Annotated in this window: 20 protein-coding genes; 15 read left to right on the top strand and 5 right to left on the bottom strand. The window is 36.3% G+C overall.

What is annotated here, in order from left to right:
* Positions 1-22: 22 nt before the first annotated feature.
* Positions 23-1,378 (bottom strand): hypothetical protein, encoded by a 1,356-nt coding sequence (locus tag T323_RS0119250; RefSeq protein ID WP_026674740.1) that lies wholly within the window; start codon positions 1,376-1,378, stop codon positions 23-25.
* 301 nt (positions 1,379-1,679) lie between these two features.
* Between T323_RS0119250 and T323_RS0119255 the strand changes: the two genes are divergently transcribed.
* A complete protein-coding gene (locus tag T323_RS0119255; RefSeq protein WP_026674741.1) occupies positions 1,680-2,441 on the top strand; it encodes an N-acetyltransferase in 762 nt (253 codons plus the stop codon).
* A gap of 212 nt (positions 2,442-2,653) precedes the next feature.
* Positions 2,654-3,160, top strand: a complete 507-nt coding sequence (locus tag T323_RS0119260; protein ID WP_026674742.1) for an HXXEE domain-containing protein — start codon at positions 2,654-2,656, stop codon at positions 3,158-3,160.
* Between the two features lie 29 nt (positions 3,161-3,189).
* Here T323_RS0119260 and T323_RS28120 read toward each other — a convergent pair whose 3' ends face one another.
* A complete protein-coding gene (locus tag T323_RS28120) occupies positions 3,190-3,498 on the bottom strand; it encodes a DUF2642 domain-containing protein (protein WP_051556622.1) in 309 nt (102 codons plus the stop codon).
* A gap of 170 nt (positions 3,499-3,668) precedes the next feature.
* On the opposite strand from T323_RS28120, the gene T323_RS0119270 reads away from it, so the two are divergent.
* Positions 3,669-4,529: an AraC family transcriptional regulator gene (locus T323_RS0119270; RefSeq protein ID WP_026674743.1), complete on the top strand. Its 861-nt coding sequence runs from the start codon at positions 3,669-3,671 to the stop codon at positions 4,527-4,529.
* A 206-nt stretch (positions 4,530-4,735) separates the two neighbouring features.
* On the opposite strand, the gene T323_RS0119275 is transcribed toward T323_RS0119270, so the two are convergent.
* Positions 4,736-5,098, bottom strand: coding sequence for a putative zinc-binding protein (locus T323_RS0119275; protein WP_026674744.1), 363 nt, complete (start codon positions 5,096-5,098; stop codon positions 4,736-4,738).
* Positions 5,099-5,548: 450 nt separating this feature from the next.
* On the opposite strand from T323_RS0119275, the gene T323_RS29325 reads away from it, so the two are divergent.
* The 7 genes from T323_RS29325 (at position 5,549) to T323_RS0119310 (ending at position 13,768) form a co-directional block, all read left to right on the top strand.
* A complete protein-coding gene (locus tag T323_RS29325; RefSeq protein WP_218971043.1) occupies positions 5,549-7,717 on the top strand; it encodes a fibronectin type III domain-containing protein in 2,169 nt (722 codons plus the stop codon).
* 222 nt (positions 7,718-7,939) lie between these two features.
* Positions 7,940-8,365 carry a hypothetical protein gene (locus T323_RS0119285; RefSeq protein WP_026674745.1) on the top strand — a complete coding sequence of 142 codons (426 nt, stop codon included), beginning with the start codon at positions 7,940-7,942 and terminating at the stop codon, positions 8,363-8,365.
* A 55-nt stretch (positions 8,366-8,420) separates the two neighbouring features.
* On the top strand, positions 8,421-8,927 hold the full coding sequence (locus tag T323_RS0119290) for a YgaN family protein (RefSeq protein ID WP_026674746.1): 507 nt from the start codon (positions 8,421-8,423) through the stop codon (positions 8,925-8,927).
* A 327-nt stretch (positions 8,928-9,254) separates the two neighbouring features.
* Entirely contained in the window at positions 9,255-9,962 is a 708-nt protein-coding gene (locus T323_RS0119295; RefSeq protein WP_026674747.1) for a response regulator transcription factor, read from the top strand.
* On the top strand, positions 9,955-10,971 hold the full coding sequence (locus tag T323_RS0119300) for a sensor histidine kinase (protein WP_035179330.1): 1,017 nt from the start codon (positions 9,955-9,957) through the stop codon (positions 10,969-10,971). Before T323_RS0119295 ends, T323_RS0119300 begins: the two co-directional genes overlap by 8 nt.
* 69 nt (positions 10,972-11,040) lie before the next feature.
* On the top strand, positions 11,041-11,805 hold the full coding sequence (locus tag T323_RS0119305) for an ABC transporter ATP-binding protein (RefSeq protein WP_026674749.1): 765 nt from the start codon (positions 11,041-11,043) through the stop codon (positions 11,803-11,805).
* Positions 11,795-13,768 (top strand): FtsX-like permease family protein, encoded by a 1,974-nt coding sequence (locus T323_RS0119310; RefSeq protein WP_026674750.1) that lies wholly within the window; start codon positions 11,795-11,797, stop codon positions 13,766-13,768. Before T323_RS0119305 ends, T323_RS0119310 begins: the two co-directional genes overlap by 11 nt.
* 276 nt (positions 13,769-14,044) lie before the next feature.
* On the opposite strand, the gene T323_RS0119315 is transcribed toward T323_RS0119310, so the two are convergent.
* Entirely contained in the window at positions 14,045-15,247 is a 1,203-nt protein-coding gene (locus tag T323_RS0119315; protein WP_026674751.1) for an erythromycin esterase family protein, read from the bottom strand.
* Between the two features lie 116 nt (positions 15,248-15,363).
* Between T323_RS0119315 and T323_RS0119320 the strand changes: the two genes are divergently transcribed.
* The 5 genes from T323_RS0119320 (at position 15,364) to T323_RS0119340 (ending at position 19,922) form a co-directional block, all read left to right on the top strand.
* Positions 15,364-15,564, top strand: a complete 201-nt coding sequence (locus tag T323_RS0119320) for a hypothetical protein (RefSeq protein WP_026674752.1) — start codon at positions 15,364-15,366, stop codon at positions 15,562-15,564.
* A gap of 63 nt (positions 15,565-15,627) precedes the next feature.
* A complete protein-coding gene (locus T323_RS0119325) occupies positions 15,628-16,311 on the top strand; it encodes a class I SAM-dependent methyltransferase (protein ID WP_026674753.1) in 684 nt (227 codons plus the stop codon).
* 186 nt (positions 16,312-16,497) lie between these two features.
* Entirely contained in the window at positions 16,498-17,520 is a 1,023-nt protein-coding gene (locus T323_RS0119330; RefSeq protein WP_026674754.1) for a C45 family autoproteolytic acyltransferase/hydrolase, read from the top strand.
* Positions 17,521-17,840: 320 nt separating this feature from the next.
* Positions 17,841-18,965: a TIGR04053 family radical SAM/SPASM domain-containing protein gene (locus tag T323_RS0119335; RefSeq protein WP_026674755.1), complete on the top strand. Its 1,125-nt coding sequence runs from the start codon at positions 17,841-17,843 to the stop codon at positions 18,963-18,965.
* A 15-nt stretch (positions 18,966-18,980) separates the two neighbouring features.
* Positions 18,981-19,922 carry a phosphotransferase enzyme family protein gene (locus T323_RS0119340; RefSeq protein WP_026674756.1) on the top strand — a complete coding sequence of 314 codons (942 nt, stop codon included), beginning with the start codon at positions 18,981-18,983 and terminating at the stop codon, positions 19,920-19,922.
* Between the two features lie 46 nt (positions 19,923-19,968).
* Here the strand turns inward: T323_RS0119340 and ric are convergent, their stop codons facing one another.
* The gene (gene ric, locus T323_RS0119345) at positions 19,969-20,679 is read right to left on the bottom strand and encodes an iron-sulfur cluster repair di-iron protein (RefSeq protein ID WP_026674757.1); all 711 of its coding nucleotides are present in this window, start codon (positions 20,677-20,679) and stop codon (positions 19,969-19,971) included.
* Positions 20,680-20,828 lie beyond the last annotated feature (149 nt).

Below are 20,828 nucleotides of genomic sequence, written 5' to 3' on the forward strand. Positions count from 1 at the left end.
AATGTCCTATACATATATGAAATTAATACTGCTCTTTTTTTGCCTCACCATAGTTATTACTATCTAATTTACTAGATGAATAATTCCTTTCGAAGTTTTTTATCGTCCAAGTTTCATTCTTATATTCAAAAGTAACATTTTTTGATAGGATATTATCTTTTATGTCTTTATTAATATCTCGACCGTTTATTGTTTTCCAACGCCCTTCGTGTACAATCGTTTCAAATTCAATTTCGACTTCTAAGTTTTCTTGTTGATTTAGTCTCATTGAATTAGTGTAATTCACCATTCTTATTTGCTTTAAAGTACCTTCATAATGTCTTTCATCACCGAAGATAGGTGATAGATTATTTACATCTTTTCGTAAATCGTTCATGATTTCATCACTTACTGCAGCTTTCATATAATCCACAGATTCATTTTCCAACACTTCGATTCTTTGTTTCTCATATGTTTCTAATAAACTGAACAGTTCATTTTTAATTTGTTCATTTTGTAAAACATTAAACACTAGTTCATCGCTATCGATTTCATTGATTTCCGATGTGAACTCACCAACTGGAGTTTGAACAACACCATAAATTTTATCTCCCTCGACAACTGGATTATAAGTTCCTTGATACTCAAATCCAAGATAAGGGTTCTGGACTTGGTTCCATTCTATGTCTACATTTTCTTCATTAATATAAACTTCAGTATTTTCAATAGGAGTAAATAATTTTAAAGACTGGATGTTAAAACTAACTTGAACATTATTCGTATTCATTTTCCCGAAGAAAGGAACGTCAACTTTTTCAGTTGTTGTGATTTCCTGTCCGTTTACGATGGTCTTACCCTCAATCTCATATTCACCAGGGGCAAAAGTTCCAAGGTCTACTTGTTCTTCTTTATTTATTGTGTGGGAATCAGAATCAATGGATATCTCGACATTATCTACATTAGTTGTTAGTACAACTCTTTGTGCCCTCGCGATAATTTTTGGTTTATTCCTTTTACCTTCTACAATTAAAAATGGTATTTCTTCCCTTGATTCTTGAACTAATTCTCGACTAACTAGTTCACCTTCAAAATCTAAACGTTGTGCGTCTAAATAATAAAATAATCCATCTTCGTACCTAGGATTCTTATTTAATGTTTCAAATAAATAAGCGACTGTGTTTTCTGTCCACTCCTGTGTTGCACCTTCTTCACTGTCAATAATAGCTAAGACTGCTTCAGCGTCACGATTTTTGATGGCTTGTTGGAAGTCTTCAATCGAAGCTCCAGAATTTAAAGATAAGAATAATGTTATAATTATACCAATTACTAACAATAAACTTAATAATAATACGATTGTTACCTTTTTGTTTTGAATGAATACACTAGTTTTCTCTGACATTATCTTCTCCTTAACAATTTTTTGTTTTCCTAGTTCTCCATACCCAAGTAATAAAGCACAACCTAGTTTATAATGAAATTATCTACAGGGATTACTTGGAGTAATAACCAAGACATTCCATTTATATTTATAGTATAGTTTTAAAAAACACACAAGGCATTTTATCAAAAATAGTAAAATATTACCTTACTATTCACTGTTAAATCATAATATAAAATCTAACGCTAATTTCGTAGGAAGATACCAAGTATATTAATAGAACTTAAGAAGTTATATATGATAAGAAAGCAGGTGTTCGTTCATGAATTACCTCTCTTTAACAAATAAGAATCTTTCAGAAGAGCATGTTTGTTGCGCGTTTAGTTCAAAGAAATATGAATCAGGTGTAATGGAGAAAAAGAAATGGATCGCAGAACGGATCGAAGAAGGACTTGTTTTTTATCGACTTAATGAAAGGGCGAAAGTGTTTATCGAATATCTCCCTGCCAAAAGGGCATGGGTACCGATTCAAGCACCGAATTATATGTATATAAACTGCTTATGGGTATCCGGTAAATATCAAAATGGGGGACATGGTGCTCAATTGCTAGATTATTGTAAGCAAGATGCGATAAATCGAGGAATGGATGGAATTGTACATCTTGCAAGTAAGAAGAAAATGCCATTTTTAAGTGACGCCCGTTTTTTTGAGCATCAAGGATTTCAAGTCGTAGACGAAGCGGAGCCTTATTTTCAATTGTTAGCGTTAACGTGGAACGAGGAAAGTGAGATTCCTACGTTTAGTAAACGGAGAGACTGTACAGAAAAAGAAGGCATTATGATTTACTATACAGCTCAATGTCCATTTGCAGTTGGAGTCGTAACAGAATTACAGAGTGTTGCCAATAGGAAGGGTATTTCTTTTCAGACGAAAAAATTGACGACTCAAGAAGAAGCACAAAAATCACCTGCAATTTGGACAACATTCTCGCTGTTTTATAATGGTGATTTCATCACTCATGAAATATGGAACGAGACAAAGCTAGAAAAATATTTAGAAAAAATAGAGAAAGAATGTCATTAGAGAGGGTTTTGACCTTGAGTAAATATATCAGTATTTTTTTCTAAACAGTTTTGGTCAGTGTCATTATATTTGTTTTTTAATGATGGGGCTTGAGGAATTGTCTGTGCCAGTATACTTCATTGTTATGTTTGCTTTTATTGTCACTATGCAATTTTACTTAATGGATAAGGTGAAAAAGAACAACTAAAATCGTTTCGTTAGAAGGTGAATAAATGGATTTATCTTTTCTTATTTGGTCCTTTTTGATTGTTTTTATGGTTCATAATTTTGAAGAAATCATCATGATAGAAAAGTGGTTTCACACGACATATCCAGATATAAAAGAAAAGCTACCTGCCTTTGTCCGAAATGAACTCGAAAAAAGAAAAAATATCACAACGGCTCAATTTACAATGGCCGTTTTCGTGTTATTTTTAGTTGCCTCTATCGTTATTTTCCTAACCATCTTGCAAGAGCATTTCTTTCTTTTTATTGGGCTCAATTTATTTTTCTCTTTAAATATTGTGACACATATAACTCAAGCGATTGTTTTGAAATGTTATGTACCAGGATTATGGACGACGATTTTTGTTATTTTACCTTATAATCTATATTTCTATTACTATTTAGAGCTGCATCAGCTCTATTACACATTCAATTTTTTAGACAGTGTCATCATAGTTTTATGTCTTCTTCCTGCTTTACTATTCGCGCATAAACTGGCAGAAAAATGGTCGTAAAAGGAATGAAACCCGAACTAGATTCGGGTTTATTCTTCTTTAAAGTAAATGATATGCTGATAACGGATATGGTGATCAACATCATTAATGGTTAATTGGAGATGGTCAACTGCGACACCCGTTAACGTACCAGCTAATGTTTCAGCAACGGTCACAACCGTAATTGGTTTATTCAATTGCATCATCAAATGATCAACAAATACTGGCTCTGTAGGAATCATGTACACTGGTGACAATTGTTGCATCATTTGCGGGAATTGCGGGGAATACATATATTTCCCTGGTGGCAAAGCTTGTTCTTGATAATAACCATATGGACTTCCATTCAAATGAAACATGATAAACCCCTTTCCTCATTGCTTATAGACATATACCTATGGGTTAGGACGTAAGTTTGGCACGGCACATGCCTATGTTTGAAAAAAAAACCGGTCTTCAAAAAGCAGAAAATGACAGGAGACGATGGAAACTGCTTGATAAGATAAGGTTGTAGGAAGGAGGAAACATAGTGGAAATACTTCAGCGATTATCTGACAGTCTTGATTATATTGAACAAAATCTAACCGAGGACATTGATATTGACGAACTAGCAAAAGTGGCATGTAGCTCAACCTTTCATTATCAACGTATGTTCCATATGTTAACAGGTGTACCAGTGGCCGAGTATATTCGAAAAAGACGGTTAACAAAAGCAGCGCAAGAATTATCTTCATCTAAAAGCAAAGTGATTGATATTGCGCTGAAATATCGATATGATACGCCCGAATCGTTTTCCAAGGCATTTCGTAAATTACATGGCATCACACCGTCTCAAGTCAAAACTCGCGGAATGATGTTAAAGGCATTTCCAAAAATCTCCTTCCAAATTCAAATCAAAGGGGTAGCGGATATGAAGTATAAAATTGTGGAAAAAGAAGCGTTTGATATTATCGGGAAAGGACTTAGGGTTTCGCTTGAAAATGAAGAAAACAAGCAGGCGATTCCAGCATTTTGGGATGAATGTAATTCAAACGGCGTATCAGAAAAACTCAGTAAGAAAATGGGAGAGATGGGCTTTATTGGAGCTTGTCTAAGCAATACAAACGAGTACAAAGACTTCATGTATATGGTTGCAGTGGAAAAAACAAAAGATGACGTGGCGAATGAATTTGATGTTTACACAATCCCAGCTGCAACATGGGCGGTATTTGAAGCTATAGGACCTGTTCCGAACGCGATAAATGAAACATGGGACCGAATATATAGTGAATGGTTTCCTGCGACAGGCTATGAGCAAGCGCCTGGACCGGAATTAGAAGTGTATAAGGATGATGATGTTCAAGCAAAGGACCATTGTTGTGAAATATGGGTGCCTGTTGTGAAAAAGTAGAGAGGAGAGGGACTGTGATATACGGTCCTTTTTTTTACAAGATAAGACAGTATAAAAATTTTGGTCTAGCAGTGAAGCTTTGAAAGCTTACTCTAGAAGAGCTTTCACCCCAAGAAGAGCACCTGTGGTTCACTGTCAAAAGCGGGCAGGGCTCCGCACTTCGCTTGAAACGAAAAGATGCTCTCGCGTTTTTCTTATTGGTTCGATTAATAGTCTTTTATCTCCCCAACAATCCTCTCATAAACCCGATTCGTTTCATCTTCATCGGGATCAATTCCTTTACGTTTTTTTACATCGAACTCGTGCAAAAGAAAATGATAGGTTGGTTGGACATCATGTTTGGCTAAACAATGGTGGCAACAAGCCAAAGGACAACCGTCGATAGCAATAATGTCGCGTCCTGATGTTGCGGTGTTCACTAAAGGTTTTACATTACCTCCTACACCTGCGATACAAGACATTTCTGCTAGTTTTTCTCGATCCATTTTTACCGCAATGGCATTGGCCATTTGTGCGGCTGAAGAACAGCCTGAGCAAGAATACACAAGTGGCATATTCTTTTGTTTCATCGTTATTATCCCCTTTCACCAACTTTATCCTTTTAGCCTAATGAAATGAATGATGTTTGTCAGTGAGCAAGGTCACGTCCAAAGCTATTTCTCCGATTTTTAAGGAAATATTTTCATATATATGGTTATTTATTGTAATTTTCAGAAAAGTTCATTGTTTTTTGAAAGGATGTTTACGTTTTTTATATTAAAAAATGAAACGAGCCTTACTATAATGAGGGTATGGAAAATTTATTTACATATAAAACATTTATCATTCGTGTATAGAAACAATAAACAATCTCGTCGTCTTTTTTGTTTAGTGTTTTTGTATTATAAAACCCATTTTGATAGGAGGGAGTCATATCGTTTTTTAATTTTGTAAGCGTTATCTTTTTAGGTACCGAGAGTGAACGACGAATATTAACAACGTTGTCATGTTTGCGGTGGAAGAAAAAAAGGGGGAATTTGATGATTCGAAAAAGATTTTCTATGTTTGTATTGATGACAGTTGCTTTACTCGTTTCAAGTGGATTGTTTGCGATGACGGCTTTAGCTGAAGGAAATGAACAACCATTAAAGTTTGATTTTGGAAATGGTCCAACTGCGGATGGATATTTAGACGTAACAAGCACGACAATTTACTCAGAAGAAAGAGGATATGGGATTAATAAAAGCGTTGCTGAAAGAGACCGAGGTGAACCAGACGATCTTAAACGTGATTTTCTTTTAGATGGGAATTATGAATTTAAAGTGGACCTTCCCAATGGCGATTATTACTTAAAATTGATTGCGGGTGATAATATTGCCTTTAACCGCTCTCGCTTTACTATTGAAGGCGAGAACATTGGGAGTTTTACATCAAATGCAGGGCAGTTTGCCGAAATTACGCATACGACAACTGTTTCTGACGGACAGTTAAATATTCAAATAGGGGATAATGGTCGAATCAATGGGTTAGAAATTTATCCAGTTCCTGAAATAACAAGTTTGGATGTGTCTGAGGTTTCATTAGCTCCCAACACGTATGTTCAAGTAAGCTGGGATCCTAACGAGTTAGCGCAATCGTATAAGGTGTTCCGTCAAAAAGAGGGTGAAAGAAGTTTTTCTCATATCGGGGACACTTCAGAAGCTCGTTTTACAGATGAAACAGCTGAGTTAGGGTATACGTATCGTTACGCTGTGTCATTAGTGACAGACGTCGGGATTGAATCTGCTAGAAGTAATGAAGTTACGGTCACGATGATAGATGACAATGTGTCTGTTCCAAAAAGTCCAGGTGGAGTGAAAGTAACAAGTCATTCAGCAGAGGAAGCAACTTTGGCTTGGAACGAAGTGGATGATGCGGTTCGTTATTATGTGTACCGCACTCGTTATAGCCCAGAGCAATTTCCTATTGAGGATGTGACTGAGAAAATCGGGGTTACTGACGAACTTACATGGACAGATGAACAAATTTTTTCTCCGAATCCATACTTTTATGTCGTAAAAGCAGTCAATGAAGGAGGTCTCTCAGAAAACTCTACTGTGGTCTCTTTCCAGGACGAGAAAACATATAGTGGAGATTTTAAAGGGTGTGGCCAAGGTAAATTTGATGCTCAAGTGTTACAAACTGGAAAATCGTGGCGAGTCATCAATAAAGGTGTTGTCTATACAGGGAATGATATGCATGCAGCGATGCAAGCGGCAGTCGATAGTTTAACGCCAGACCGAACAAAGCAAGAGCGAGTAATCGTTCGAGGGTCTGGAACAATTCCGGCGGATAAGTCTGTAGAGTTACCGAGTCATACTTCATTTGAAGTGTGTGGAACGATTCATGTTGAAGGGACAGGAGATCCATTTGATTATGGCAATCATAATGCAGCTGTTCGGATCCGACATGTTGAAAATGTTACTGTACCTTATTTACAAGTGACAGGTCGTCCAAACTTTGGTATTTTTGTTCGGACGTCTGAAAATATTCATTTAGGACAAATTGATTTACGATTAGATGGAGGACATGGTATCCGAATTGATAGTCGCGATAATGATGACGTATACGGAGTTCGAAATGTACGGATTGATGATGTGTATGTAACAGGAACAAGTAGTCATGGTGTTGAAACATATGGAGTTGACGGAATTAGCATTGGTCGTGTCACAGCGGTTCATACCGGGTATTCTGGTATTCTATTAAACGATACGATTAATGCGGATATTGATGTCGTTTATGGTTATGGAGCGGGCACTGGCACAGGTTATGCCGCTTTCCGTATGGCCAACCGTAACGGTCATGTTGATGATGAGTATTCAGCAAATATTCATGTAGGTGAAGTCATTGCCCGTGGTGGTGGTCGTGGAATCTTCTGTGTATCACGCAGTGGTGGCGCGGTCATTGAACGAGTCGATATTGCAGGTACTGGTAGTAATTCAATGTTAATTGAAAACTGTTATAATATTACTATTAACGGTGGTGTTGTGGAGGGCCCAAATGATATCCGAATTGCAGCACGTGCTGAATTCCCAAATACAGCAAATATTCTCATGCAAAACATACGATTACGAAATTCTTCGATTCTAGAATCACCATGTGGCGATAATGTGATTTTCCGTGATATTACGTTGGAAAATAGTCAAATCAATGCATGCGGTCCAAGTTAAATATTATTTGAAAAAGAGAGTTGGTTTCCAGTATTGGACATCAACTTTCTTTTCGTTTCCTTGTCATAGGTTGATTATTATAAACATTTCCAAATAATAACCAAAAGAGGATTGTGTAATGATACAATAAAGGTGAAACGGAATATGATAGATTTTCGTATGTAGTAAAGACAGGTTTTAACGGACTTATAATTATTGTACGGTAATCAGGAGGTTTTCAATTTGAAGAAAGTAGGCACATTCATCTTCATTCTTATTGTTTCCATCGGGTTATTTGGAAGTGGCTATATGACAGGGAAGTTAACAAGTCATGAGCCGACGAGAGAAGTTTTTGTAGGATATGATCACCCAGAGTATGAAGGCCGAATCGATTATGCAACGATAATTACAGATGCCGATGACCAATGGACGATTGATAATTTACAGCAAATCATGATGTTTAGTAGACAAACAGAGGATGATTTGGATTTAGCTGATAAACCCAACGTGCATCTTGTCATTAATAGCCCAAAAGCCAACATCGGACTGGTTCACTCAGAAGTGTGGTTTCACGAAGACGGGGCAGTCATTAAGATGGCAGAAGGAGATTATCGACTCATTAATAGATTAGATGCAGAAATGCTGAAAAAGATGATTGACTATACATAGTAGACAAATTAAAAAGAAAGAAAAATGAGCTGTGAGGAGACAGTAGGATGAAAAAATGGATGATGATAGGGTGTGTCTTTTTTCTAGTTCTGAAAAATCGGTGACAACATCGGGTTTAACGTTTGATTATCAAGTTGATTCATCATTTGAAACGGTAAGAGTATGGGTGGAGAAATATGAATTTGGTATGAAGCAGGAAGAGCATATTCTCGAAATAAAAGCGGAAATTGAGGAAAAAGGAACGTTATTATTTACTAAAGAAGCTATGAATGGAGGAAAGTCAGATAGTTTGTCTGTCATTGTTTTATCTGAATCAGGGACAACAACAGAAAGTACAGCTGAGATGTCCATTTTAGTAGATGGGATGATGTCCGTATGGAGTGAAAATGTAAGTGAAATTGACCCAACTACAGGGGTACATGTTTTAGGAAGTGTTTGCTATTCAAACGGTGGTTCATTAGAGAGTTTATCGAGTGATTTTTATGCTGATTTCGAAACTAATAGGAGCGAATTAGAAAAGTATGATGTTGCTTATATTATAAAAAGTGAGTTTGAGAAATAAGCTAGATTTGTTACGGACATTTGTTCCGCTATATCTTGATTTTTTATATAAAATCCAAATCGTTCGGACATCTGTTCCGTTAATCGGATAGAAATGAACGGTTATTCTATATAAAAAGGTTAAATAGCGGAACGTATGTCCGAACGGCTTCGAAAAAAACTAGTTTTTATGAAAATAGCGGAACAGATGTCCGTTAAGTTCAGTACGTACTCCACTTTCCACCCTCCGACGTTCCCCCTCTTCTTGAAAAAACAATTCCACCTTCTCATCCACTTTGTTAAAATATGGAGTAAGACTAATGAACAAAGCGTTTTGGGAGGAATTTCATTGTACAAGCTCATGGTGATTGAAGACGACGAAGAATTGAGGTCCTTGACAAAGGAATCGCTAGAGCGGTATGGGTTTGATGTCTATGTGCAAACTGATTTTAAAACGATTTTAGAAGATTTTCAATCGTTGCAGCCGGACTTAGTGTTGCTCGATATTAATCTACCATACTATGATGGCTATTTTCTTTGCCGAAGCATTCGGGCGAAATCAACGGTACCGATTATTATGATTTCGGCAAGGAGTGCGGATATGGACCAAATTATGGCGATTGAATTAGGGGCTGATGACTATATTACAAAACCATTTACATTGGATATCCTTGTTTCGAAAGTAAAAGCAACGATACGAAGGGTGTATGGTGAATATGCAAAGGATGAGACAACCATTCTTCGGCATGGTGACTTTTACGTTGACAGTGCAAAACTAGTAATAGGCTATCGCGAGCGCTTAATAGAAGTGAGTAAAAATGAATGTAGGCTTATTGTAAAATTTATGAAACATCAAAATCAATTCGTAGCGAGAGAGGCATTAATTGAAGAAGTGTGGGACGATGTAACGTTTGTTGATGATAATACATTAACGGTAAATATGAGTCGGATTAAGCAAAAATTAGCCGAGCTTGGGTTGCCCAATCTTATAAAAAGTAAACGAGGGGTCGGTTATATGATGCAGGACGTTGAATCAGTAGGGAAATCTGATGGTTAAATCGATTGCGTTACAATATGTAAAAGACAGGTTGCTCTTTCTTCTTTTTTATTGTGCAAGTATCGTCTGTATTGTGTTATTTTTTTATGTAACAGAGACGAATGAAAATGAAATGGCTTATCCGCTCAGTATGGCTGCTTTCTTTTTGCTTGTCTTTTTATTTGTCGATTGGTCAAAATATTATTCATTTAATAAAAAAATTAAACAGTTGTTTAAAGAACAATATACGGTATTAGAAGGGGCCACAGAAGAGCAAAAACTTGTAACAGCAGTTATTGAAAAAATGAACAATGACCATGCGAAAGAAATAAGCCAATTAGAAGAACAAAGTAAAGAACGGTATTATTTTCTTTCTCATTGGATGCATCATTTGAAAACACCTGTTTCTGTGATTGAACTTATTGTGGATAAACAGCAACACGATAATTTAAGTGACAGTGACACGTGGAGTAAGATAAAACGTGAGAACAAACGGCTACATACGAGTATTGAACAAGGGTTAACGATGGTAAGGATGGACCGCTTTGAAAATGATTTTACGGTAGAAGCGGTTGACCTACTTTCCTCTATTCGTAAACTCATTAATGAACGCAAAAGTGAATTTATTTACCGTCAAGTGTATCCTGTAATTGAAGCCGATAAAGAGGACTTTCGGATTTTATCGGATAAAAAGTGGAATGAAGTTGTGATCGAACAGCTTATTTCTAATGCGCTTAAATATTCGAACGCTGACAAAGGCAGTAAACATATTTATTTTCGAATTGAACAAAATCAACAATATACAAATTTAATCATCGAAGACGAAGGGATTGGAATTCCTAGCTATGATATGGAAAGGATTTTTGAGCCTTTTTTTACTGGAGAAAATGGCAGAGACTATCGTGGTTCAACCGGAATTGGGTTATATTTATGCAAAAAAATAACAGAGAAGCTAGGGCATGAGATAACAATACAATCGGAAGTGTCAGTTGGAACAAAAGTAATGATTCGATACCTTACAAAAGTGTAAGGTATCTTTAGTTTTCTCGATGGCTGAAATTTTTTCTAACCATTATTGTTAAGGAAAGGAGGAGACAATATGCGTTTATTACGAGCAGAACAGATAGTGAAAATATATGGAGATAAAAGGGGAGTAGGGGCGACGACTGCGTTAAATGGAGTAAGCCTCACGATTACAAAAGGTGAATTTGTTGCGATTATGGGTCCTTCAGGAAGCGGAAAAACGACATTGCTAAATTTGTTAAGCGGGATTGATAAACCGACATCTGGATTTGTTGCGTTATCCGGAGTTGAAATTAGTAGAATGACAGGGGACGAACTTGCTTTATTCCGCCGAAAGCAGCTTGGGTTTGTGTTTCAAGACTTTAATTTGCTTGATAGTTTAACAGTGAAAGAAAATATAATCGTGCCAATGGTGTTAGAAGGTAAAAGTTCCAGTGAAATGGATAATAAAGTTGACGAGCTTCTTCATTTGTTTGGGATTTCACATATTGCGAACAAATATCCATATGAAATTTCAGGAGGACAACAGCAACGCGTGGCGGTGAGTCGTGCACTAGTGAATGAACCGGCGATGATTTTTGCCGATGAACCAACAGGAAATTTAGATTCTACTTCTTCTGAGACGATTATGGAGTCATTCGAAAAGATCGTATCAACATATGAAACAACTATTCTTGTTGTTACCCATGATGTGTTTGCGGCTAGTTATTGCCAGAAAGTTGTTTTTATAAAAGATGGAAACATTCATTCAACACTTGCCAAAAAAGGAGATAGAAAAGAATTTTTACATCAAATTATGGATAACCTCGCTGTTTTAGGAGGAAAAAGCCATGACTTTTGAACAACTCGTATGGAAAATGGCCAAGGTAAATAAACGTAAATACTTGTTTTACTTTTTATGTAATATGTTTGCAGTGATGATTTTCTTTATGTTTTCCACCGTTTTTTTTAATGAAGGAATCAATGAGGCAAAAGAGATGGGCGAAGGTTTCACTGAGATATTAATGATTCCAGCTATTGCTCTTGTCCTGTTTACCATCTTTTTTATTAGCTCGGCACATTCAATTTTTATTAAAAGAAGGAAAAAAGAGTTTGGATTGTTTATGACATTAGGAATGTCCTTTCGTGATATTGCGAGATTATTGCTTATTGAAAATGGCGTCATTGCCCTCGCTGCGATCGTATCAGGGATAGGGACGGGTGCGATTTTTTCACGTTTGTTTTTCCTTTTATTAATGAAAGGGGTGGAGCTAGAGACTATCACCTTTCATTTTAGTCATGTTATGTTTATTGTGCCTATAGGAATTTATCTGTTTGTGTTTATGATTGCGATAGGAAAAACATTATGGATAACAAGAAATCGAGACCTTGCTTCGAGTCTAAAAGGAGATCGAATGTCTGAAAGAAGTACAATGAAAAATCCTTTTATAGGTGGGATTGGACTATCTCTTGCTATTGCTTCTGTATTTGTCCTTTATCATTTTTCTTATCATGAAGTATACAAAATAGATGAAGGAAAGCTATTTATTTATTGTACTATCGGTCTTTTAATCGGTTTGTATTTTACCATTTCACAACTTGGTAGTTTTATAATTGGACTTGCTAAGAAAAAAAGGTCGTTTTATTATAAACGCTTGTTGTTTTTAACAAATGTTGATTATAAATTTAAACAGTTAAAATCAACCTTAATGCTTATCATTACAATGGCAATGGTAACGATTTTTTATAGTACATTGATGTTATTTTTCTTTTCTTCAGCTGAAGAAACAGCATTACAACAGCCTTTTGACATTGCTTTTGTTCAAACCGAACAAAAAAACCAGATAGATGACGCTGTCCTTTATGACATTATTGATCAGCCGGAACATCGCTTGCAACAACATGAAACCCTTGATGTATTTGAATTTTACGAGATACTTCCGGGATGGGTTTACGAATATCGGTTTGTGATTATGAAAGTCGATGATTTTAATGAAGTGGCAGAAAATAAGGTAGAGGTGAAAGAAGGAGAATTTGTTTCTCTTATCAATAGTAACTTTGAATATAGTACTCCATTAGAAAATGGACTGACTATCCCGAGGGACAACGCTACTGTTTCATTAACATATACGGGTAGCGTAAATCAGCAAGTGTTCAATCATTTACCTTATTATGACCAAGAATTTATAATTGTGCATGAAAATGATTATACGAATCTTTCATCATCGATAGAAGGCTATCGTTCAACAGTTCATTTGTTTACAGTAACCAATTGGAAACAAACTGCACTAGCTGTTGAAACCCTCAATGAAACATTACAAAGATTAAACGTGCTTACTGGGCCACTTGATGAAAAAATGACTCATGGGAGGGATTCTGAAGAAGAATTGATGACACCAATAACTCGCATTGATCAGTATCAAGAGCAAAAAACAGCAGCTGGGCTTCTCTTTTTTATTTCCACATTTCTGAGTGTTTTGTTTTTCTTTGGAACGTTTATTCTTCTTTATTTAAATATTTTTACAGACATTGAAGTAGAAAAACAAAAATATCAAAAACTTTATAAAATTGGAATTACGAGAAAAGAAATGAAAAAGATGATTTCAAAAGAGTTACGTATGTTATTCTTTGTAGCGCCGATTGTAGGCATTGGGTTAGGATTTGTTTATATCGCTACATTAGCAAAAGATGGCGGAGGGCGAATACTAGAGAATCCGATACTGCTACACAATTTTTTCATTATTGGAAGTATGTATCTACTATTGCAAATCATTTATTATGTTTTAGCACGACAAAAATATGTGAACGAAGTAATGAGAAACTAAGGGTTGAGCAGATGATGCTATGAAGAGTGGTGCTTTTTTATTGGACATCAGTTCCGTTATATTTAAGAAAAGTAACGTTTCACAAGTTCTAAAGGACATATGTTCCGCTAAATAACAAAATCAAAGTGATTTAGGGGCGGTTTCTTTAAAATAACGGAACAAATGTCCGAATCCATCGAAGTTTGGCTTGTTTTTCATGTAATAACGGAACTGATGTCCGAACCGTTAAAAGCTGGTAGTGACATACCCGAATTTTTCCCGTGCCAGAAAAATCCTTTACTCATGAACTTGATAATAAGTAGGTGGTTGAACTTCACCAAATACGAGTAATCCGTCATAAAAACGTTGTGGTTTCATAGGATGAGGACCCATTCCAGGGAATTTCGATTCGAGTAACCACCAATGTTGTTTCATCCATGATTGTTGTTTTTTCGTTTGGAGAGTAAGCGGGAGAAATACCTCTTCATCGGTTGCTTCCGCTATTAATGATTCTAAATATCGTGGGTTGGATGTTGACAATTCATATTGCTCTTTATAAGCGTTGTAACAAGAACCACTTCGAGCGTAAAGTCCAATTGTATACGTATCATTCGGGTAATGCTTCGTTAATAGATGACCGAGCGTTTCCATGCCAATTATTTTTAATAACAGTGATTTTCGTTTTCGGATATGAAAGTTGTGGGACCAGACGATAATTTTTTGGTCTTTTTCCTGTTGAAATATCCATTCTAAATTCTCAAACATCCATTCATCTCTTAACCGGCTTGAGGCAATTCGTCCTTTGATGTTCAATGTAAACCATTGTTGCCGATTTTTCATTCCTCTTAATAGAATTTCAAGTTTCTTTCTCAATTGTGTGTCCGTTTCTTTTTGTAGTGTAGAGTGTAAGTCAAGTATAACTGAATTGTATTTTTCAATTACATCTTTTAAGTTTCCTCTTATTTTTTTACTGATTTTAAATTGATTTTGTATTTGACGGTCGAATTCAAAAAATAATGTTTCGATTTGCTCTAACTTTGTTTTCCATTCTGAGCCGAGATGATTGCCGACCCAAGTTACTAATTTTTGTGAAGCGATGCTATCTGCCGGTTGCACATCCATTCCAGTTATCGTTAACGAGGCTAGTGAGGGATCAGTAAAAAGAGAAAGCATTTCTTCGTTATGATAAATACCGAGAAAGTCATGTTTAATCCTCTTTTTTATTGGAACATCATCATTTATGATAGAACTCATTGATGCTTCTAGTAGTCCGCTCTCAAATACAACAGTGGAAAAGCCATGATGAATATGCAAGTATTTTATAAGTTCGATTTTTTTCTTATAGTAGTCTCCGATAAAATGAGAATTTTCACCAAGGAGAACAATCTTTTTATTCGCAACATAATCGTCGATCCATTTGTGATAGTGTTCGATAGGCTTTGCGATTTGCCGAACTTCGTTAACCCATGTTTGTCTTTTTTGTATTTCACTTTTTTTCAATTGTATTCCCCCGTATTGTTCTAGATACATAGAATGAATTATATTATAATTTTAACATAATTATCCATAAAAAGTGAGGGTGACAAACGAATGTATCTTGCACCCGGGAGGTTAAATTGAAGACGAAGACGAAGACGATAATATCTGCGATTTCCTATTTTTTACTAATTGGATTTGGTTTTTTTACATTAGCAACACAATCATTATCAGGCATACGTTTAGTTGTGGCGTATGTAATTACATTTTTTGCGATAGCAGGAGCCCTTGCCAATGGGAAAATTTTATTTGGAATTGAAAATGATGAAACAGACGAGTAACCATTTCAAAACATTGGAAAAAGATGATAAACTATCAGTATTGTTGAGAGGAGATGAGCTGAGATGAGTATTACATTAGACAGAGTTGTTTTTATTGGAAGGACATTTGAAGAGTATCTGTCAATCTTTCAATTGACAGAAAATGAATTACAACAAAAGAGAGTGTTAGATTGTCCAGCAGGCGCTTGTTCGTTTACCGCGGTGGCGAATAAAAAAGGAATGGATGTAACCGCCTGTGATATTGCTTATGTTCATCAAGCAAAAGCGTTATTTGAAAAAGGGAAGCTAGATATCGAACATGCAATGGAACATGTTCAAAAAGAAAAAGACCTTTACGTTTGGGATTATTTTAACGATGTGACAGAGCTTGCTGAAACGAGGAAACAAGCTCTAGCGGATTGCTATGAACATATGGTTTCAACACCTGACCGCTATCAAGCTGTCACACTCCCTTGCCTTCCATTTCAAGATCATGAATTTGATATTATATTATCGGCACATTTTTTATTTTTGTATGCAGATCGGTTGGACTTTGTTTTTCATCAGGCAGCATTAACAGAAATGTTACGAGTTGTGAGCGAAGAAGTTCGAATATTCCCTCTTGTTGACTTAAACGGAAATCGTTATGAGCATCTTGATGAGATTATTGAAGACTTAAGAAGTCAAGGGTACTCAGTGGAAGAACGATTATCAGATTATGAGTTTCAGCAAAATGCCAATTCAATGCTAGTGATAAAAAAACGATAGAGGATATGAAAGAAAAATTGTCAGAAAAACTTGTTCTTGTTGTTACTGCAGAAGATGGAGTGATAGAAGCTGTTTAGATGCTTGCAGTACAAAGGCATCCAGAATTATATTATCAAAAGATGATCAGCAATTAAATTTATTTCAACCGTTTGTCCAAGCATGTAAATAAAAAGGTGGGAAAAGCTGATGGAACCGTTTCAAGTCGATATTTTACAACTAAGGAAACGTCCATATGAAATAGGAGTCGAGTTAGGAAAGTGTGTAAAACACAAATCGATTTTCAATATATTAAGTAGAATGACAAAACCTGAAGTTAATATTCAAAATGTGGAACAGATTTTCTCTACATATTCGTCACACTTAATTGAAGAATTACATGGAATAAGTGAGTCCCTTGAAATCCCTTATAAGAAAACGGTGGCAATGTTTAGTGGTTATGATGTTCCAAAATTTCAAGCGATGGGTTGTTCAGCTTATATGACAGATTCCTATTATGTGCGAAATTATGATTTTTCTCCGGTTTTATATGACCATGTATTTAGTTTACTAGATAATCAACAAAGCTTTGCGTCAGCTGGTTATAATCTCCAAGTAATTGGCAGACATGACGGAGTAAACGAACATGGAGTAGTCATTGGTTTGCATTTTGTTAGTTTTCAAGAGTTTCAGATTGGAGTTTCCGCATGGACAGCAGTAAGAATGGTGTTGGATTGCTGTAAAACAGTCCAGGAGGCGATCGCTTTGTTAAAGGAAATCCCCAAAGCAGCTTGTTATAATTTTTCAATCGCCGATGAAACAGGACAAAAAGTGGTTGTTGAAGCAAGTCCAAGTAAAGTAGTTGTGAGAGAAGGCGAAGGGGATGTATCGCTAGCTTGTGTGAATCATTTTTCTAGTAAAGAGATGCAGGATAAAAATCGAAATCAGATAGATAGTTCTATCAAACGAGAAAAGTTTATAGAAGCATTACAAGATACATCGTTAGGGCAAGAAGAGGTAGTTCAATTATTTAAAGAAAAAAACTCGCCTCTATTTTTTACTGATTACGATGAGTTTTTTGGGACGATGCATACGTTTTCATATCATTTTAAAACGAGGAACATTATTACATGTCTCGCGGGCAGTAACGATGAATTGAGTTTTAACTTTCACAACTGGTGTCGTGGGAAAGATCTAGCTGAACAATGTTTATATGGGGACATTGAGAGGTAGAACAGATTATCTATCGGACATAGGATCTGCTATTTGGCTAGTTTTAGCCGTGTTTCTATTTTTATCGGACACCTGTTCCGTTATCTTATCAAAACTAAGCGTAAATTTGCCGTGTTTTCCTTACATAGCGGAACGCATGTCCGTAACGATTGGAAATTCCTCAATTTTCACTCCATTAGCGGAATAGATGTCCGAAGCGAGTGAGAACAACTTGTCATTCTCCCAACTCCCGATCCCCTATTTCTACCTCGTGATGAATCTCACATTGCAATTTAGAAAATAAGCTTATAATGAATGGGAATGAAGGGGGAGGGAGAATGATGTTTCAACGAGATTTTAATCAAAATCCATTTATCGTTATATGGGAGCTTACGAGAGCATGTGAATTAAAATGTCTCCATTGCCGGGCAGAGGCACAATATCACCGACATCCACTTGAACTAACATTAGAAGAAGGAAAAAGATTGATTGATGATATATATGATATGGACAATCCTATGCTTGTGTTTACAGGTGGGGATCCACTCATGCGTCCTGACGTATATGATATTGCTGATTATGCGATAACAAAAGGTGTCCGTGTGTCAATGACGCCAAGTGCAACACCAAACGTAACAAAAGAAGCGATACAAAAAGCAAAGGATGTTGGTCTTGCACGGTGGGCTTTTAGCTTGGACGGGCCAACAGCTGAGATTCATGACCATTTTAGAGGGACAGAAGGCTCATTCCAATTAACAATGGATGCAATTCAGCATTTGCATCAGTTAGAAATTCCGATTCAAATTAATACTGTCATTTCTAGGTACAATGTAGATGCCCTTGAAGAGATGGCCACATTAGTGGAAGAACTAAACTGCGTATTATGGAGTGTTTTTTTTCTTGTCCCAATTGGGCGTGGCAAAGAAACAGACATGATTTCACCAGCTGAACACGAGAGAGTGTTTCGATGGCTTCACAAATTAAGCAAAAAAGTACCGTTTGATATTAAAACAACCGCAGCCCAGCATTACCGCCGTGTTGTCATTCAACAAAAAATGAAGGAAAAACAAAATAGAGAACAAACAATTGAGTATGAGGATGCACTGCAAAAAGGAATCACTACACCGTTTGATGGTTTAGGGCGTGCCCCAAAAGGCGTAAATGATGGCAATGGCTTTGTCTTTATTTCTCATATTGGTGATGTGTTCCCTAGTGGTTTGCTTCCTGTGAAGGCAGGCAATGTGAGAACAACGCCATTAGCTGATATTTACCGGGAATCTCCTATTTTTATAGATTTACGTAACCCTGATAAATATAAAGGGAAGTGTGGAGTGTGTGAGTTTCGTTTTGTTTGTGGAGGATCGCGGTCACGAGCGTATGCCATGACAGGTGATTATTTAGAAAGTGAACCGTTCTGTGTTTATATTCCAAAAGCAATGAGGGCAAGAGCGGAACAAAGGGAATAACGGAGGAAAGAAATGATGAGTGGACGTAAGGTTTTAAAGCAGTTTGGGTTCAACACCGAAGAGGAGCCCAATAGTATTTACCCTTTTTCACCTGTGTATCGGGTGAAAAAACAGGATAAAGAGTATATTGTAAAAAAAACACAAAAACCAATAGAGCGAGCGGAACGAGTGATTCACTATACGAAAATGTTAAAAGAGTCGGGGATTGCTGTTGTAACACCTGTTCACCTACAGAATGAGAATCCACAAACGATTGATGAGGACGTTTATATTGTTTATTCTTTTATCGACGGCAAGCCTTATACTGGGACAGAGGATGAAATCTATCAGGCAGGAAAAATGTTGGGGGAGATTCATCGTGTATCCCCTGAGGAAAACTACTATCAATTGCCAGGTTATGAAGTATTTAATTTTACAAAGGAAGAAGTCGAAGAAAGTGTACAAAAAATTAATACGATAGCAAACAAAGTGAATGTAACAATTGATCATGAAAAACTCAAAGAAAAATTACTCGCGATTGTTGCTCAACAAGAAGAGCTTAAAGAGGGAGATTTATCTTATATCGCTACGCCACATGACTTTAAAGCAAATAATTTAATTTATAATGATACGCCTTATTTAATTGATCCCGATAATGCGAGTTGGGTTCCAAAAATTTTCGATTTAGCTCTTGTCCTATTATTGTTTCATAATGAGCATTCAACTGCTCCAAATGTTATTTTTACCCCAAGACAATGGGGAACCTTCCTTTCTGGCTATGGGGTATCATCTTCATTAACGGAAACAGATAAAGTTAATTGGACAAAAGCACTTGAGCATGTATTTTTAGATGAGGTCATGTGGCTATTGGCTGAATGTGAAGAAGATTGGTTTAATCCTGCACAAGTGACGCTGTTTTCAAGTTTACTTGAGTTGTTATTTGATTCTTCCGCCTATCCACTCACTATATCATCATAACAAAACCCGCTTGGGAAAAATCCAAGCGGGTTTGTTGTCTTTATTATTATGCGTATTGAGTAATGGCTCTTTTGAACAACACATTGTTTTCTAAGTGAATGTGCTCAAATAAATCTGATTCGAGATGTTCAAGACGTTGGTATACGAGGCGATACGTACCGCAAGCCCCTTCTGGAGGGGTAAAGTCATTTGTAACAGCTCGTAGTTCTTTTAATAGAGCACCAGCATGACTATGCTCTTGTTCTAGTTCGTCCACAATTTTTTTCAATTGACTTACAGTTTCTACTGTTGGTTGATGTTCTAATTCTAATAAAAGAGGGAAGTCTTCTGTTTCTTCTTTAATTAAATGCTGTTCTAGCTCAATGCGTAACTCATGATATAAGCGATGAATTTGAGCGAGATGTGGCTGGTCCGCACCATGTACGCGTAACACTTTTGTCACGTATGGACTTAATAAGGTTAACTCTTCATGTAAAAATCGGTGGTGTTTATTCATAATATAATCAATTAACTCACGGAATGAAGCATGCTCCCATTCAATTCTTGATTCGTTCAACGCCATCGTTTCGTCGTATAGTTTATTTAAAGTTGTGATGACTTCTTCTGCGGATAACTTCCTTTCATTAATTGCTTCTATAAGTGGACGGTTTCCCCCACAACAAAAATCAATTCGATATCGTTTAAAAAGGTCACTCGCCTTTGGAAACTTCGTGACGATTTCACCAACAATTGACGTTTCTGAAAATGTCTGTTCCATCATATTCTGGCCTCCAGTAGATTGATAAATTTAAATAATATATTGTTTCTACAAAAAGCATATCAATTTCTCATGCTTAATGATGTGAAATAAATCACAATATCTACATTTTAATTTCCTCTTTTATAGTGTGATACAGCTCACAAACA

Origin of the sequence: Alkalihalobacillus bogoriensis ATCC BAA-922 (genome assembly GCF_000621445.1) — a bacterium.
GTDB classification, from domain to species: Bacteria; Bacillota; Bacilli; order Bacillales; family Bacillaceae_F; genus Bacillus_AO; species Bacillus_AO bogoriense.